Origin of the sequence: Sutcliffiella deserti (genome assembly GCF_020037475.1) — a bacterium.
GTDB classification, from domain to species: Bacteria; Bacillota; Bacilli; order Bacillales; family Bacillaceae_I; genus Sutcliffiella_A; species Sutcliffiella_A deserti.
Genome location: NZ_JAIQDB010000001.1, coordinates 173,465 through 190,342, shown reverse-complemented (window position 1 = coordinate 190,342; position 16,878 = coordinate 173,465). Strand labels below are relative to the sequence as shown.

The following is a 16,878-nucleotide window of genomic DNA, read 5'->3' as shown; positions in this document are numbered from 1 at the left end:
ATGTCTTTAACAACAGAAGTTAATGTAGAAACCCAAGCAATTGAAGCGAAAAAAGCAGCGAAGGTTTTGAGTTTGCTATCAACAGAAGAAAAAAACAGTATTTTAAAACAGATTGCCAATACATTAGAGAGTAATGTAGCCTTTATATTAGAACACAATGAGAAAGATTTAGAAAAAGGACGCGAAAAAGGCTACAATGACGCCTATATGGATCGCCTTTCCTTATCAGCAGAACGAATCGCTGATTTTGCTAACGGGTTAAGAGAAGTGGCAGAACTGGAAGACCCAATTGGCGATATCCTTTCAGAGTGGACATTAGAGAACGGTCTTCATGTGGAAAAAGTAAGAGTTCCATTGGGCGTTATTGGAATGATCTATGAGGCTCGTCCAAATGTAACAGTAGATGCAACAGGTCTTGCTTTAAAATCAGGAAATGCGATCGTGCTAAAAGGTGGTAGCTCTGCTATTCACTCGAACCAAGCAATCGTAGATGTGATACACAAAGCACTAGATTCCACGGCTATCCCAAAGGAAGCGGTCCAATTTATTGGGAGCACGGATAGAAAAGCGACTGAGCAACTTTTTACAATGAAAGAACATATTGATGTACTAATTCCACGTGGCGGTGCTTCTTTAATCAAGGCCGTGGTCGAAAATGCCACCGTGCCTGTATTAGAAACGGGAGTAGGCAATTGCCATCTTTATGTGGATAAGGCTGCCGATCTAGAAAAAGCTTTATCAATTATTGTGAATGCTAAAACAGACAGACCTGCAGTATGTAATGCAGCAGAAACATTAATAGTGCATGAAGAATGGTTTAATGAACATAAGGATGCATTAATTCAAATGTTTAAAGAGAACAATATCGGCGTTCATGGAGACGATAAAGTAGTTCAGGCCATCCCAGATTCTGTAAAAGCAGACCAGGAAGACTGGGCGAACGAATATTTAAGTTTAGATATCGCTGTAAAAGTGGTAGATAGCCTAGATGATGCAATAGATCATATTGATGAATATGGGACCAAACACTCCGAAGCAATCATTACAGAGGATAAGGCTACCGCAAGTAAGTTTCTTAAACTTGTCGATGCTGCTGCTGTATACCATAATGCATCAACAAGGTTTACGGATGGTGGGGCATTAGGTTTTGGTGCAGAAATCGGCATTTCCACCCAAAAACTGCATGCGAGAGGTCCGATGGGCTTACCAGCACTTACAACAGTGAAATTCCAAATGACTGGCACAGGTCAAATTAGATAATATAACGGAAAGCTATACCTTTTTTTAGGGTATAGCTTTTTTTTACTATTAAGGCAGGATTTTCATGTCGATTTGTGGAAATACCTTTTATAACAAATTTTTAATAAGGAAAGTGAAGGACAATCAATAATAATATAGTTATAGAAGGCATAATTCAATTAGCAATATTTTTCCTAACATTGTCAGTTCTGACTGTCGTTAAACGAATTCTGAGTAAATACTATAAAATTATTTATTGTATCATCTTGTTATTTTTCTCAGTGCTCTTTCTTTTTTCTGTATCTGAATACTCTGACCGTTTTTTCTGGCTTATTTTTGGTGTGATTTTATTTGGAGTTATTCAAATGGTAGAATCTATCCCACATAAGCAAAAAAGGCAATATGATACAAATTAATTTGAAGGATTTTTCTAAGGTAGAGAAGGGGTAGGTTATGCAGAATATCATATCAAGAATACTTATGGTGATCGGTTTTGTTGTTATAAGTTTTGGATTTATTATTGCATTGATCATTGCAACAGAAACAAGTCTAATGCAAGCCACAATGACATTCTTTAGTACATTTGTGAGTGGAATGTTATTTATAGGGTTTGCAGAAGTTATTCGACTGTTAGATGAGATAAACAATAAACTATCTCGAAGAAAAACAAACGTAACTAAAGAAGACACTCAAGAGGAAGCGTATGTTGCAAACGATAACCTGACAGTTACTTCTATAGCAGAAGCTGAAATTAGAGAGTTTTTTGCTAAAAGTAACAAGAAGGTTCAACATATCACTGCCACTCCATATGAAGATTACTATATTGTAAACGTGGAAGCAGAACATGTTATGGTTGAGCTCGGCGGGTTCAAACCTAAGGCCTATACACGTGATTTCTGGCCAAAGAAAGTTAGAGAATGGTATCTAGTAAACGAAGAAGATATACCTTAAATTAGTGAAGAAGCATGGCGGGAAAGTACTCGTCATGCTTCTTTTCTTTATACTAATAAACTGAATAGAATCTGTTTAAAAAGGCTATTTTTTCATGGTTTGTTGCTTTTACGTAAGAGGTATCCCTCCAGTTACAATCGTTGCTGTCGTCCACTTTTCCTATTAAATTAAAATATTAATCTTAATCTTGAATGAATGGGACAGTAAAAAATCCAAACACCGATTTTTTACGGGCTTATAGCTTACGAGAAAAGCCTTTAAAAAAGAATAATGCTCAAATAGTTTAAATGAAAAAATATCGGGAAAGTAAAGAGTAGGACAACAAATTCACAAAACATACAGGAGGAATTAATTATGACACAAACTGCTACTTATACTAATGAATCTACAACTACCGAAAACGAAAAAAATGGTAAGCTATTAAAAGGCGTTGTAATGGGGGCTGTTGTTGGTGGTGCAATTGCAATGCTTGATTCAAACACAAGAAACAAAGTAACTTCCACAACAAAAAACATGAAAGATTCTACAATGGATATGTACAGCCAAGTCAGAAACAATCCTTCAGGAGTGAAAAGCGACCTGCAAGAACGACTAAACTCTGCTTCTTCCGTACTGAAAGAGGCAATCAACGATGCTCAAAGTCTTTATGAAAAAGTAAACACAAATATTCTTGGGCAAGCTAATCAAGTAAAAGAAGATTCAACAGATATTCTTTCCACTGCTAAAGAAGTCACATCTGAAATAAAAGATATCGGTGGAAAAGTGAAAGAAGCAGGCGAAGAAGTAATGGATGACAGTGAGGGTCAAAGCATGGGTTCAAATACTAACGGTGCTTCCATCCCTAAGACAACAGCTGGTACAACTACTAGTAAAGTGCCAGGACAATTGGGTTAATAAAAAAAACCGGTGTATACCGGTTTTTTTGTGGGTTTTTTCGCTATAGAAATACAAAGTTTAAGATATCCATTGGCGGGACTGCGTGGGAATCGAACCCACCTGAGACGACACGCGCCTCACAAGCGGTTTTGAAGACCGAGACAAGCACCAGCATTGCAATCAGCCCCATGTAATGTTGTTATATCAACGTTTATTTCAGTATTTACTCGGTTTTTCTGTAAATACTGTTTCGGTTTTACTCTTAGTTCACACGGTCTTATTATGAAGGATATATGTAAGTTTTACAAGTAGAAAAACCGCTGATACTACATCAACGGTTATTTTTTATTAATTATTCAATCTTAATTGAAATAGAAGTTTTGCTTTCTTCTTGTTGTTTAAAATCTATTTCACAAATATAATGTGTGTGAATAATACCTTCAATTGTTTCTTCAAGACTTAATTCTAGTCCAGTGACCACATTTTGATTCTCTGTAATAAACTCTAACTTCTTGTAACATACATCTGACAACATAATTTTTAATTCTTTCATTTTCACTTCACCTTTTCTGTTTTATTTTTATTTACAACCCTATAACAAAGGTTGATTCTTTTTCAGACATTGTAATAAAAGAAAAGTGCTATAATTAATAAGTAAGAATATTCCAACGGAGGTGGTAGAAAATGGGGGAGGAAAAAGGGAAGATGTTTACTGCAATAGGGGAATTTATGGCTAGAATGGATGCACAACAAAAAGCAGTAAAAGAATTGGATTTTAAAAACCGTATTAATCATACTCATCTACTTAAAATTGCACCAATTGAAAGAAATAATAAGGATACTGAAATACTTTCAGAATTGAAAAAAATATCTGGACTACTGGAAGAAGGCAACCAAACTAATAAGCAATTGTTAATAAAAATGAGTGAACTCAATATAGCGATATTTTCAGCATCATCACGTGAAGAAGCTGAAAGCATTGTAAGGGAATCATTGAATAAAGCAACTGAAGCTAAGGAATCAATCGATACTATTGTAGGTTTAGGTAATTACGCTAAACTTGTACTAAATATGCTTTTCCCCGAAAGTGGATTATAAACCTACACTTCAGGAGTGTTTGTTTTCGTGTACCAGCCATATAAATTATGTTTTACATCAAAATTTTATCAATCGCTTGATTGCTGGCATTTACTTGACTGAAAAAATACATTGTACATATGGAAAGGGAAGCACTGAACCAAAGATAGAAATTGCATATAAATAGTAGTACACCTAAACCTTCCGTAAAAGCTTACAGGGGGTTTTTATTTGTAATAGAATTGCAGTTTTTATCTACTATTAGGGAAAATTGTTATATAATAGAATATAACTTACATACAACTTCAATATGATTTTTGGAGGGATAAATTAAATGAATAAAGTATACTATTCAAGAAGAAATGGTGTAAATCATAATATAAGACTTGGTATGGATGAGTTAACTGAGTATTTTGATGATATACTAACGTTTTTTGAGAGAAGAAATAGTTTTTGGGTTTTAGATAAAGAAGCAGAAGATAATTACGATTTATTCACAATTGAAAAATTAGGAAAAAAAGATTTACTTCCGTTTGATACTGATAAAGATTACCTAGATGACGATATTTTTGATTTAATTGAACTTTACTATGACTATATAGAACCTATTTCTGAAACGGATGATTTTAGAAGTATCGATTTTAGGTTTGAGTACCGCCGAAAAGTAAACAGAGTTATTACTAAGTATGGAGAAGGTTTTTATCTGACAGAAGAAGGTGAAGTAAGAAAAGGTGTTACCGATGGTTTAGACATTCTAGTGAACTCTGAAATTACTATTGATGAAACAGAAGCTGATGATGTTAAAAATAGTAATGAAGTAGAGGAAGCTAAAGCATTATTCTTACACCATAAGTCTTCAGAAACTGATAAAAGAAATGCTTTATTAATTTTGGGAAGGGTACTTGAAGAAAACAGAAAAGAACTTAAAACAGAATTTATGAGTAAAGATGAATCTGACCTGTTCCTATTACTTAACAAATACAACATACGTCACAGTGATTTATCACAAAAGAAAGACTATCCAACAGACGTTTACTTTGATTGGATGTTCTATAATTTGTTAGCTGCCATTGATGCATTTTATAAGATTCGAAGTGTAAAGGATGATAACTAATGAATGAAGAAGTAAATATTCAAGTAGTTACTAATCTAGTCAATAACATAGACCAGATTAAAGAAGAGATTGAAAACTTTAGTAATCCTGTTAGAGAATATTCTGCCCTAGCTGAAAATTTAATATATCCATATAAATTGACAATTAGTGCTTTGACTATAGCAAATAGGATAAGATTTAAAAGATTCCTTAAAGAATTTAGTAAAAGCTTAGAAAAAGACAAGATTAATGACATCTATATAAGCAAGCTGGAAAACTTTCTAAAAAAAGAAAAAAATTTAGAATTTGTAGGGGAAATCATTAATTCATCAGTTAAATCAAAAACATCCAAAGCTTCTGCAATAATGGGTTACTATGCTGGAGATTTACTAAATGAACTTAGGGAAATTCACTATAAAGATTTGATTATTTTAGATGCATTAACATTATTAAATAATAATGATTTTGATAACTTTCTTATAATTTACGAAAAGTTTTACGACAAATTGGTAACTCGAAATATATCATCTATAAGAGTTCATGATTCAAAAAAAGAATTTGAAAGTCTTAATGTTGCATGTTTTGAGTTGGAAAATACAATTGAAAAACTGAAAAGTGTGTTGATTTTTGGATATGATGTTGGTGGTTTAGGTAATGTAGGAAATGCATGGGGTTCATTTAAATTTAATGAGAATACTCATTATTTTTTTGAAATTATTAAGAAATCTAAAATTATGGAAATTTTTGAGAGTTAGTGTTACTTTTCACTAAACTAAATAACAATAAAGGAAGTTATACGAAATTATGTTTTTATATGGGGAAGAAGCCTGGTTTGAATTATCACTTAGTAATTTTGGTGAATATATCGAATACCTGGAGGAAGTAGAATCTAAAAGGTGGTTATATTTATTTAATTTCAAATGTAGCGGAACAGGAACATATTAGGAGTTTCATAGAGTTAACCGTAGGTATAAGCATAGAAAATAATGACAGAGTAATAATTGAATCTACTTTTTGTAAATTATTTTCTGAACTATCGGTAAAAGTGCTAAGAAGTATTTTCAGAGAAATGACTTAAAAAGATAGGAGGAGTAATTAAAGCACCTTATTTATTTCAGAAATGATGCAGGGATTCTGTATTACAAAGGAAGTGCTTATTTGAAGAATATAACGCAAACTTTTGTTTATTTAATTGAAGTAGTTTTGGTTCAATTTATTATTTTATCTTTATTTTCATATTTAGAACATGGTGATAGTTTTCAATGGCTTCAAATAGTAAACACATTTGAGTTTATCAATCGTTTTACTATAATATTAGCACTTCATCAATTAATTATATTTGCATTAATACGTCTTAAATTTTCTGCACGTGAAGATGCCGTTCAATCTAAAATTTTTTGCATTAACATAGCTTTGCACTTAGATAAATATGATATGGACTTTAGTGAATTACATAAACAGGTATATGACCTTGTACATGAAAGAAAAGAAGTAATGTTCAACAAAAGCGATATTGTTTGGTTGAAAAAATTTTATGAAGCTATTGAAATAAGGAATAATACAAATGACGAGAATTTTAAAAACGATTTTAAGAGTTATTTAGAGTACGATAAAATTAATGCAGAACATGAAAAAGAAACCTTAAAATATGATTGGACAAATTCATTCCTATTAAACATTTTAAAATAGGTATATAGAAAAGGGGTATTCTTAATGACTACTAAAGAAATAAAAGAATGCGGAATAATTATGCCAATAGCAGCTATGCCTGGTTACAAATCAGACCATTGGGCTGAAGTTAAATCGATAATAAAAGAAGCAACTGAACTTGTAGAAGGCTTTGAATTTAAAACAAGCATAGTTAGTGATTCTAATGGCGAAATTGATGTAATACATAAAAGAATAGTACAGAACATTTACAATGCAGATATAGTAGTTTGTGATATTAGCGGTAAAAATCCAAATGTTATGTTTGAGTTAGGTATGAGATTAACGTTTGATAAACCAACTATCATTATTAAAGACGATGATACAGAATATATCTTTGATACTGGGCTTATTGAACACATCACTTATCCAAAAGATTTAAGATTTACGAAAGTAGTACTCTTTAAGGAAGAGTTAGCTAGAAAAATAAAAGCTACTTATGAAAAAGCACAATCCACTCCTGATTTTTCTACGTTTCTTGGGAACTTTGGACAATTTAAAGTACCTTCATTAGACCAGACTACTGTTACAGATGCCAACCAATATATCCTTGAAGAATTAGGGTTTTTGAGGAAAGAATTGAATTCATTTAAAAATGAAGTTGCAGTTACAAAGATGCCACAAAGTTCTTTTAGAAGAACTAAATCAGATTTTATTAGGGAATTACAACATTCAATAGAAAAATATATTATAGCAAATTTAGAATTTGGTAATGCTATAGAACTGTTAGAAAACAATGACTTTAAGAATTATTTAGATATGAATGATTTTAATGTAGAAGCATTGACTAGGAATACCTTTCTTAGGGTGGTTCGAGAAGCACAGGAAAATGCACTGAATTCATTGCAAAAGTAATCAGGTGAAAAAAAAAGACTACCATTTTCAGGATAGTCTTTTTTAAAGCTTGTTATACAAATACTGTTCTAGCAAACATCTCATTCTTTTACTAGGAATATATAAGTTAATCTGCTTACCTTCCCTGATTCTGCTTCTGAATACCCACTGCAACAATTCGGATAAAGCAAAGATATCTTCATCAATTGTTACCCCCTGTTTTGCAAAAAAGTTTTTAGTCACAGGATTAAGAAATCTGTTAGCTAAATAAATGCAAGTTGATTTATCTCTATATTCATTTGTTGCCCGACTTGTTACTTCCACAAAGCAATCTTTTAAGCCGACTGGTGCTATTCCCCCATTACCTTTAAAGTCCTTGAAAGTAGTCCACATCACTTCATCAGCAGGAACCTTGCATTTATTGCGATAAAAATTGTAAGCATTGTCACGTATAACCTTTTTTATAGCAGATTGTTTACTTTTAGTCTTTAGATTTGAAACACTGAAATCAGTTCTTTTAGAACCTATTTTGTTCATGTCTTTCTTATCTGTAGGAGATGCGTAATAAATATTTATATTTTCCTTAATGTGAGTACGATTTTCTTCTGTATGTGAAATGTAATCTGCTAAACAATAATTTCCTTTTTCTTTTTTAACAGAGTAGTATCTGTACTTAATTTTAAACAAATCAAAATATGCACGCTGAATCTGACCATTAAAAAGATAGGTTAAAAGATAAATTTCTGTAAAACATTTAAAGGATTCGGCTGGGAAAGTCCAGTAAAGTACCACTGGCTGTCCTTCTTCATCTTCATACATCATCAAATTACCTGAATTAGCTAGGTTACGTATCTTTGTAAAATATCCTTCTTCACTATTGTAATCAGGCTTGTTCCAGTGAACAAAACCCATATCATCTACTTGTATTATCCCTTCATTATGAAGCAACTTTAAATCGGATTTGGTGTATTCATCTAGTGGTGAAATAACATTCATTACTTCATCTAATATTAGGGTGTAATCTTCTATTTCCAGTAATTCAAGTAGTTCTGCATCTACACGTTGAAAAAGGGAATGAGTAGAAGCAATATCCATCCCTTCAGATATCAGCCGTTTGATATCTTCTAATTTAGTCCCGTTTTGATTAGAAGGTTGAAAAAATTCCCTGTTAGTACATTCAGAAATAATTCTTTCCACTTCATTTGTAAAAGGTGTAATGTAAATGAATTTCTTCCTTACTGGTGCATTATTCATAAACTGAATTGCCCAGCTGCTTTTACCGCTTCCCATAATTGAATCTACTACATTTATTGATGTTAGTTGGTAGTATGTTGTTGGTTTGGTTAAGTTGGTTCTGTACATTAAAAGCATTCCTTTCTAGTTTTAGAGTTTTACAACCCTTAAACAGAAGAAGAAAGGGGTTCAGACAAAAAAATAATTTAATGGAACACCTTCAAGAAAAAACACCTTACTATCTTAGCCTAGTAAACGATTGCTGGAACCCTTGGGAGAGTAAGGGTGAAGAGAAATTTCCTTTAAAGAGAAGAATAAAAAAATAATAACTGTATTAATGTTTATTTAATCGTAATGAGGTGGAAGGAAAAGCACCTTCCCCCAAATTAAAATCAAACTGAATCATTAACTGAAATGAATTCTGACAAAATACACGGTAATTATTCAGAGTATTTTTTTCAGGATTCTCTTTTAGGGTTTTAAATATTGGGGAAGGGGTGGTTTTTCCCTTACCCTGCGAAGCAAATAAAATATATCATTTGATAGATTAGTAAGTTAAAATAGACTAAAATATGTAAAAAGGATGATGACATTGACTTTAAAAGATTACAAGTTTAATTCAAAGGAAGACTTTATCTACTATTTAAGAAGCCTAATTATTCTTACCTTTAAAAACTTAGAAACTTATGATAAGCAGATAAACCAATTAGGAGAACTTATAGAAGAAAAAAATGTTATAGAAAGACCAAAACGCTTAGTATCTGCTAATATCTACAAAAATTATCGTAATATGCTTGGTTATACCAGTAACTATTTAGCAAATCTTTTCGGAGATACAGCAGAGTATGGTAGTTCATATCAGAACTATAGAAGATTTATAAAGAAAAAGAGTAAACAGCTTAATTTAGATTACCTTGAATTTTCCCAGGAACAAGATGCAGAATTAAATGAGATAACAAGTGCAAGAAATTGGGGTAGTCACGTACCTGTATCTTTAATGAACTCTACTGAAGATAGAGTGTATGAGGTAGAAATAGATACTAATAAACCTATTTATGTTGCTGATTTTGAAAAATATGAAGGTATGTGGTTGATAAATCTGTATGACGAAAGTGCTAGGAATCTAAAAGGTTATAAAGTACTGTTTGAAATGATGAAGGAAGAATATTCTGTTTTGACCGGACACCCTTGTTTTGTAATTAAACAAGACTATCCTGTTAGAGATATGAGTGATTTAATCATTCCTAAGATATCAAGTGGTATACAGAAAAAGAGAATAAAGACTGTAGAAGACATTAAAAAGTTGTATGAAGAAGAATCAGAGTTAGCTTAATACTTAAATTGCATTTGCTTCAGTTATCAAAGCTGAACAAGTGCCTTTTTTATGTCTAAAATGTGAATGATAGAAGTGTTTTTAGGTGATATGTTCGTGTTTATGAAGGTGTGAATCGGGCATGTATCAAGGCTGGTGAAGGGAAAAGAAAAGGTGTCAAGTTAATTAACTTTACAACAATAAATAAAGCGGACTAGAGTCATTCACACAATCATCCAGTACGCTTTAGAATACATCTATTAACCTTTTATGTTTGCCTGTACTTCATTAAGCTTCACCTTAAAAAACACTTTATGTAGGTTACCTGATGTTGTGCTGGTAACATAATTTGCTTTTAGGGTTCTTTTTGCATTATCAAAAATGATAACTTCCTTTCCATTTGTTTTCTTGAAAGCTTGTACTATATTCAGAATGTGGTTTTCTTGGGGAAAGTATAGTTCTCGTAATACTTCTTGGGTGTATGTATTTATGAATTGAATTTTATGAAACTTTTGCACCTAGTATCTAAGACAAGGTATACAATATAGTAATAGTTTAACTCATTTGGAATAGTTTAGGTGATACTTTCACTTGAAATAAATGAATTTCTTTTATGCATTTTTAATGTGATTCACATACTTTCACAAAGTTAAAAAGAAGCTGGAAACCTTGATATATCAGCACTTGCATAAAATCATGTATATTCAATAAAAAAGCCAGTTTGTGAAATGCTTATGTAACAGGGTTTGTACATGTAAGCAACTTCCTATAGGGTTTATTATGTGAACTAGATTTGAATATACAATTCATAAAAGTGTATAAAAAGATTCGTGTTCCTTATCGGATTACGCAACTTTGTAGAGTTGAAACATAGAGAATCCTTAATTAACGGTTTAATAGTTTCGTGTTCCCTTTGATTATCTTGATTAAATAGTTTCGTATTCCCTGAATCCATTAAAAAGGGGTGGTAGTAATTATCTTAAAAGGGTATGGGTGATTATTTCTAAGGGGGTACTTCTGATAGTTCTGCAAGTATACCAGTAGTAATTCAGCATCATACAGGAACCCACAGGAAGCTTGTATTCCATCCAGTTTAACAGGTAAGTAGTAAATACTATTCATAGGGTACAGAACCAGCAGAAGGGACATATACAGTACAGGCAATAGTACAGGGGAATAGTATGGGCAGAAGGTACAGGTAGATAGCTGTAGAAGATGTAGAAGTATTTATTGATGAAAGAAAGAAGAAAGAATTGATTATTAATATTCAATAAAGATTAAACAAATGAATGTAAAAGCACTGAAAAATATACATATAAATTTGCTTATAAGTTCAGTGAAATCAGGATGAATACATATAAATTCAAATATGTCAAGGGGGGTACATGGTGGGGCGGTATAAGGTGTTGTGGAGGTTCGGTATTTATATTTGACAACTGTAATTTTCACCTTCCCAACTTTCTCAAACTAAATCTACAAAGCAAATAGGGGTGGGGTACTTTTATTTTTCAGAATATGAAAAGCAGCTATACAAAATATAATAAAATTTTTACATGAAATTCTTTTCCTTGTCATACTTTACACTGATTTCAAATACCCTATATATAGACGGATAAAGTCTGTCGATAATCGTGTTTTTCAAGAAACTTTTGCTTAACGTTTTCGATTTTGTTATTACCTTTCCTTTTACTAAAGTTTTGTAGAATTTGTTTGTTTCAGATGTGTGTATGTAAAGTGTGGAGAATAAGGCTGGTGCTTAATTGCATCAGTCTTTTTCTTTTGGATTACTATTCTTATTTTAATAATTAACTAACTAATAAATGGGGTGCTAACAGTGGATAAAGATATGATTAAAAATTTAAGAAATTTAGTTGGATGGAGTCAAACAGATTTAGCTGAAAAATTAGATGTGCATCAGACTTTAGTTTCTAAGCTAGAAGCTGGATTGGTGGAATTACGGACTGAAACAGAAGAAAGGTTATATAAGGTGTTTGATGATGCTGGTATAGGTTTTGACGATGTTATGCTTCTTCAATCTGTATTTTCAGCTTCTAAATTAAAGGCAAAGAAAAAAGATTGGAGTGGTGTTAGGTGAGTTCAGTAAAAGAAATGGTAGAGAAATTGGTATACATTGAACGTGAACTATTATCAGGTGAATATAAGCTAAATAAACCAATACTTCTATTATTAGCTGGTGAATTGGTGCTAGATATGAAAAAGACAACTTTCTATTTTGAAGTGGAACGTACCAGTAAATTCAAAACACATTTTGCAAGCTATGCTAATACCGCTAGGAGATACAAATACAAAGCTATCACTGATTTAGAAGAATTAGTAAGCGAATTTTCTAAAAAGGTGATTAACGAAAATCGGTGTAAACAGATTGTTCAGAACCTGATAGAAACTACTTTTTATAAAGCAAATACAAAAGCAAAGATTTCAGCGTGGAAACCTAAATATTCTCAAAGAACTAGACAAGAAAATTTAAATTATTAAGGGGTGAAAAAAGGCAATGAGTAAATCAATTAACGATATTAAAATACCGAATACACTAGATGAAAAAATGGTAAAGGTAGCAAAGTTTTATGTTCAGAACAAGCTGAAAGATGGCTTCACGAAAGATGCAATGTTCAAGGAACTTTCTATCTCCAGCAAAACTTTTTACGTTTACTTGGAGAATCCTGATTTTCAGCGATATGTAAATGAAATGGATGAAATTTTAATACCTTCTGATGAACTAGAAGCAGTTAGGAAATTTAAAAAGAAGATTCTTAAGTTAGCTGAAAAGGATAATATGACTAGCAACGAAATGAAGCATTTCAGCGAAACCTTTAAACACATTATAGAAGCAGATAATCGTATTCAGGCTGAAAAGCTAGGCTTAAACATTACAGGTGGTTCAGGTGGTTCTAAGTATTCAGATACAACCAGTATTGAAGAAAGGCAAAGAGTGATACTGGATAGATTGAAAAAATAAAACTAATTACAATACAAAGGGGATTTTTAAAATGGCTAGAGATTTTCAACAATTATTTAAGGAAAGACAGATTCCAAAACAAGATATTAGTGCTGGATATAAGAAGCTTAAAGAGGAAGCTGAAGCAACAAAGAATGAAGAAAACGTTACAGAAATTAAGCTAGGTGGTGCAGAAGATAACCTTACCCAAACTCAACAAATTGAATTGCTGACAAAAGCAGTTGCAGACCTGACAAAAAGAATACATGGAATTGATGATGATACAGAACAAGGGGGAAATGAATAATGGCAAAGGTAGTAAAACAAATGCAAGCTTTAGAAACTGAAGAACAAGCAATTAGACAAGAATATCAAACTGCATTAAAAAGTGCTGAAGCAGATGTTGTAAAGCTTTCAGCAGAAATTGCAGAAGCTGAAGTTGATTTAAAGGAAATTTACAAACACTATGTACTTAATATCACTAGCTTGGATTCCTATAACACTGAAAAGAAAGCACTGGAAGATAAGAAAGCTACTTTAAAAGTTGCCCAACAAAAAGTAATTGATGTGGACAAGCTAATGAAAGAAGAACTATATGAAGTTCGCAACAAAGCAAAAGAAATGGGTTTAAAGTTTCAGCAAGAAACAAGGAAGTTAATTGGCGAAAGAAAGAAGCTAATGGTGGAAGCTAGAGAAAAATATATCCAAGCAATTAAAGAAGCTAGTATTCCAATCGTTAAACAGGAACGCTATGATGTATGGTTATCAGAGTTAGAAGTTGAACTTGGGTTAAAAGAATACTCTTATGCAACGAATATAAATTCACATTATTTTATCGGTGAATCATTGGATGGTTCAGGAAAAGGCAGTGCGGTAGTTACAAAAGAAGAAGTTCAAAAAGTATATGGTCGTAAATAATAATTAACCGGTGGTTTTCTGTATATCTTACAGTTTACCACCTTATTTTTTTTATCTAAAATGGGGGGAATAATAGGATGCTGAAGAAGATTAAAGAAGTTTGGGGTAAATGGTTCAACCTAAATAAACAAGCTGAAGGGGAAGCAATGAAGCCTGAAAGGGAATATAAAACAATACAACGAATTGAAGAACTGAAGAAAGAGTTGAACCAGTTAATAGTAGGATATGACAAAAGCCTGGAATCAGTAACAAGCCAATACAATGAAGCTAATAGTGCTTATGAACAAGCTTATCAGGAATTAACCAATATAGAAGATTATGATAGTACAGTGAAGCCACTGGAAGATGCAGTTAGGGAATTTGGTTTTGAATTAGATACCATTAACCAATATAAAAAAGAAGATGTGGCTGGCATAGTAAATGAAATCAATTATTTACAAGATAAATACGTTGCAGAAGTTGCTGGTTCAATCAGTAGACAAGCTGAAAAGGTGCAAGAATTGAAGAAGCAGTATCTTCAGCAAGTGGAAGCAATAGGTGCAGATTGTAATGTATTAATAGATACAGAAAACTTCCTAGTCCACCATTCAGATTACAGTTATAAACCTGTTCTAGTTGATAAGCTTGCACTACTTACAAAGGATGCACCAGTGAAAGCAGCTAACCTTGAAATTGACGCTGGTGAAGTTCAGAAAGCCTTATCAAATGGTTAAAATTCAATTGAATATTAATAAACAAAATGTCCCTTTATCCATTTCCAATAATACGGAAGCTGGTAAAGGGATTCTTTTTTTATGAGTTTTAAAACTAAGCAAATTTGCTTACTAAAATTTCCTGTAAGATGGTTTTAGAGGAGGTGAAATCATGGATAAATATGATAACCATACAGATGAAACGATTAAAGTTGAAACCAAATCGGATATTGAAGAAACTGTCCTAGAAACTACCGAAGATAAGCCTGTTACCAGTATTGAAGACATTGTTAATGAAGTTACTAACCGCCCACGCCCAAAGATTAAACGTCAAATTTCCGCATACCTTGATGAAGAAGTTGCAAAGGCTTTTAATATGTACGGGAACAAAAATGGTAAGGGTGCTAAAACAATACTGATAAACACCCTTCTGAAGAAGGCACTGAAAGTTGAATAATAATATTCACAAAAAAAACAGTTGGTAATTGGTTTACTGTGAATGAATTAAAAAAATCGATAGGTTGGGTGAAAGAAAAAGCCTATGAACAATTGAACTTTTTAAAATTGAAAATGCATAAAAGCGTTCCCTTTTTAGGAAACGCTTTTTTTATTAATAGATGCTATTCAGTGCAGAGAAGTTATTGTGTTGCCTTCTAACATCAGTATCAGACATTTGTATATACTTTCTTACCATATTCATATGACTATGACCAAGAATCCTCTGTAAAGAAAATGGGTCGCCTCCATTCATTATATAAAGTAAAGCACCTGTGTGCCTGAAAGTGTGTGGACTAACTCTTTTATTTGTGATACCTGCAAGTTTTCCGTACTTTGTTAAACTCATTCTAATAGTAGTAGGGAATATATCGTGACCATCATAAGTTAAGAAAAGGTGTTCATCATCAAAGTCTTCAGTTTCCTTAATATATTCTTTTAACAATTTTATAGTTTTAGTTGAAAGGGGGACAGTTCTTGTCTTCCTTGTTTTTGTTTCCATTGCTTCTAAAGTAATGAATCCACCTTCTAAGTCAACATTACTTTTCTTGATTGCTACTAATTCTGAAATTCTGACAAGTGTGTCAAGTAGTACCAAAATAATTACTTTATCTCTAAATCCAGTGTACATATCTTCATCTATTACTGAAAGTAATCTCTTAATCTCGGCTGGAGTAAGGGATTCTAAGGTGTCTTCAGGTGTTTTTACTGGCTTGAATTTCTCATGAATAGGGGTATTAATGTACTCTTCAATGTAGCAATATCTAATAAAGGCACGCATAGTTCTTATTCTTACATTCGCAGTTACAGGTGACAATTCTAATTCATGAAGCATGTGTCCTGTAAATCCACGAAATACATCAGCATTTATTTCTTCAGCGTTTAAATCTTCACCAATGTATCTTTTAAAATACTCAAAGTTATTATAGTAATCAGTAATGGTTCTGGAAGACAATGCTTCAGTTTTCTTTACTGTCATGAAACGGTCAAACATTTCAAATAGAGTAAGTTCATTAGTTACCTTCTTAGTGCTTATAGTACCTTGTCCACGTTTGTACTTACGGATAGTTTTCTTCTGCATAAAAATAAGCCCCCTATGGATTAAAATAGGTGACTAAGAGTAAATGTACAGTACGGTTTTCCTTATCGGACTTTATCGGTTTAGTATAAAATCACTGAAAAGACCGTACCAAACATATTGAGTTATAAACGTTGAAAACCTTGATATACCTGAACCTGTTACGGTTTTTTACAGGTAAAACAATCAAGCGGTTTTGAAGACCGAGACAAGCACCAGCATTGCAATCAGCCCCATGTCTATGTACATAACTATTATTTTACTTTTTTTCTAAGTAAAAGGCAATAGGTTTGGTTGAAATTACGTAAAGCGATGCATAATCAAGGCTCAAAGCACAGTAGAGAAATAGACTATTTAGTACGTATACTCAAGTAAATCATACAATTAGCTGAATAGTATGAAACCTTTCCTTATCTT

19 protein-coding genes and 1 tRNA gene are annotated in these 16,878 nt (G+C 32.3%); 16 read left to right on the top strand and 4 right to left on the bottom strand.

The genetic code is table 11. The annotated features are described in order from the left end of the window. From K9B36_RS00915 to K9B36_RS00905, 3 genes are all read left to right on the top strand, one after another. On the top strand, positions 1–1,260 hold the full coding sequence (locus K9B36_RS00915) for a glutamate-5-semialdehyde dehydrogenase (protein ID WP_223700073.1): 1,260 nt from the start codon (positions 1–3) through the stop codon (positions 1,258–1,260). 432 nt (positions 1,261–1,692) lie between these two features. Further along, on the top strand, positions 1,693–2,190 hold the full coding sequence (locus tag K9B36_RS00910) for a hypothetical protein (protein ID WP_223700072.1): 498 nt from the start codon (positions 1,693–1,695) through the stop codon (positions 2,188–2,190). A 354-nt stretch (positions 2,191–2,544) separates the two neighbouring features. Further along, complete coding sequence (locus tag K9B36_RS00905) at positions 2,545–3,084, top strand: YtxH domain-containing protein (RefSeq protein WP_223700071.1); 540 nt, start codon at positions 2,545–2,547, stop codon at positions 3,082–3,084. A 73-nt stretch (positions 3,085–3,157) separates the two neighbouring features. On the opposite strand, the gene K9B36_RS00900 is transcribed toward K9B36_RS00905, so the two are convergent. Then, positions 3,158–3,254 (bottom strand) — tRNA-Sec (locus K9B36_RS00900). 164 nt (positions 3,255–3,418) lie between these two features. Then, positions 3,419–3,619: a hypothetical protein gene (locus K9B36_RS00895; RefSeq protein WP_223700070.1), complete on the bottom strand. Its 201-nt coding sequence runs from the start codon at positions 3,617–3,619 to the stop codon at positions 3,419–3,421. A 131-nt stretch (positions 3,620–3,750) separates the two neighbouring features. Between K9B36_RS00895 and K9B36_RS00890 the strand changes: the two genes are divergently transcribed. The 5 genes from K9B36_RS00890 (at position 3,751) to K9B36_RS00870 (ending at position 7,798) form a co-directional block, all read left to right on the top strand. Continuing rightward, the gene (locus tag K9B36_RS00890; protein ID WP_223700069.1) at positions 3,751–4,164 is read left to right on the top strand and encodes a hypothetical protein; all 414 of its coding nucleotides are present in this window, start codon (positions 3,751–3,753) and stop codon (positions 4,162–4,164) included. 313 nt (positions 4,165–4,477) lie between these two features. Beyond that, a complete protein-coding gene (locus K9B36_RS00885; RefSeq protein WP_223700068.1) occupies positions 4,478–5,257 on the top strand; it encodes a hypothetical protein in 780 nt (259 codons plus the stop codon). Then, positions 5,257–5,991 carry a hypothetical protein gene (locus K9B36_RS00880; RefSeq protein WP_223700067.1) on the top strand — a complete coding sequence of 245 codons (735 nt, stop codon included), beginning with the start codon at positions 5,257–5,259 and terminating at the stop codon, positions 5,989–5,991. Before K9B36_RS00885 ends, K9B36_RS00880 begins: the two co-directional genes overlap by 1 nt. 403 nt (positions 5,992–6,394) lie before the next feature. After that, entirely contained in the window at positions 6,395–6,925 is a 531-nt protein-coding gene (locus tag K9B36_RS00875) for a hypothetical protein (RefSeq protein WP_223700066.1), read from the top strand. Between the two features lie 24 nt (positions 6,926–6,949). Then, complete coding sequence (locus tag K9B36_RS00870) at positions 6,950–7,798, top strand: hypothetical protein (protein ID WP_223700064.1); 849 nt, start codon at positions 6,950–6,952, stop codon at positions 7,796–7,798. 42 nt (positions 7,799–7,840) lie between these two features. On the opposite strand, the gene K9B36_RS00865 is transcribed toward K9B36_RS00870, so the two are convergent. Further along, positions 7,841–9,139: a hypothetical protein gene (locus tag K9B36_RS00865; protein ID WP_223700063.1), complete on the bottom strand. Its 1,299-nt coding sequence runs from the start codon at positions 9,137–9,139 to the stop codon at positions 7,841–7,843. A 463-nt stretch (positions 9,140–9,602) separates the two neighbouring features. Between K9B36_RS00865 and K9B36_RS00860 the strand changes: the two genes are divergently transcribed. The 8 genes from K9B36_RS00860 (at position 9,603) to K9B36_RS00825 (ending at position 15,345) form a co-directional block, all read left to right on the top strand. Next, the gene (locus K9B36_RS00860; protein WP_223700061.1) at positions 9,603–10,343 is read left to right on the top strand and encodes a hypothetical protein; all 741 of its coding nucleotides are present in this window, start codon (positions 9,603–9,605) and stop codon (positions 10,341–10,343) included. A 1,813-nt stretch (positions 10,344–12,156) separates the two neighbouring features. Beyond that, positions 12,157–12,417: a helix-turn-helix domain-containing protein gene (locus K9B36_RS00855; RefSeq protein ID WP_223700060.1), complete on the top strand. Its 261-nt coding sequence runs from the start codon at positions 12,157–12,159 to the stop codon at positions 12,415–12,417. Next, positions 12,414–12,818: a hypothetical protein gene (locus tag K9B36_RS00850; protein ID WP_223700059.1), complete on the top strand. Its 405-nt coding sequence runs from the start codon at positions 12,414–12,416 to the stop codon at positions 12,816–12,818. The genes K9B36_RS00855 and K9B36_RS00850 overlap by 4 nt, the downstream gene beginning before the upstream one ends. A gap of 16 nt (positions 12,819–12,834) precedes the next feature. After that, a complete protein-coding gene (locus K9B36_RS00845) occupies positions 12,835–13,299 on the top strand; it encodes a phBC6A51 family helix-turn-helix protein (protein ID WP_223700058.1) in 465 nt (154 codons plus the stop codon). Positions 13,300–13,330: 31 nt separating this feature from the next. Then, positions 13,331–13,585, top strand: a complete 255-nt coding sequence (locus K9B36_RS00840; RefSeq protein WP_223700057.1) for a hypothetical protein — start codon at positions 13,331–13,333, stop codon at positions 13,583–13,585. Then, positions 13,585–14,196: an efflux RND transporter periplasmic adaptor subunit gene (locus K9B36_RS00835; protein ID WP_223700056.1), complete on the top strand. Its 612-nt coding sequence runs from the start codon at positions 13,585–13,587 to the stop codon at positions 14,194–14,196. Before K9B36_RS00840 ends, K9B36_RS00835 begins: the two co-directional genes overlap by 1 nt. A 77-nt stretch (positions 14,197–14,273) precedes the next feature. Further along, on the top strand, positions 14,274–14,909 hold the full coding sequence (locus K9B36_RS00830; RefSeq protein ID WP_223700055.1) for a hypothetical protein: 636 nt from the start codon (positions 14,274–14,276) through the stop codon (positions 14,907–14,909). Positions 14,910–15,060: 151 nt separating this feature from the next. Then, positions 15,061–15,345, top strand: coding sequence for a hypothetical protein (locus K9B36_RS00825; protein WP_223700054.1), 285 nt, complete (start codon positions 15,061–15,063; stop codon positions 15,343–15,345). A 153-nt stretch (positions 15,346–15,498) separates the two neighbouring features. Here K9B36_RS00825 and K9B36_RS00820 read toward each other — a convergent pair whose 3' ends face one another. After that, positions 15,499–16,464 (bottom strand): tyrosine-type recombinase/integrase, encoded by a 966-nt coding sequence (locus K9B36_RS00820; protein ID WP_223700053.1) that lies wholly within the window; start codon positions 16,462–16,464, stop codon positions 15,499–15,501. Positions 16,465–16,878 lie beyond the last annotated feature (414 nt).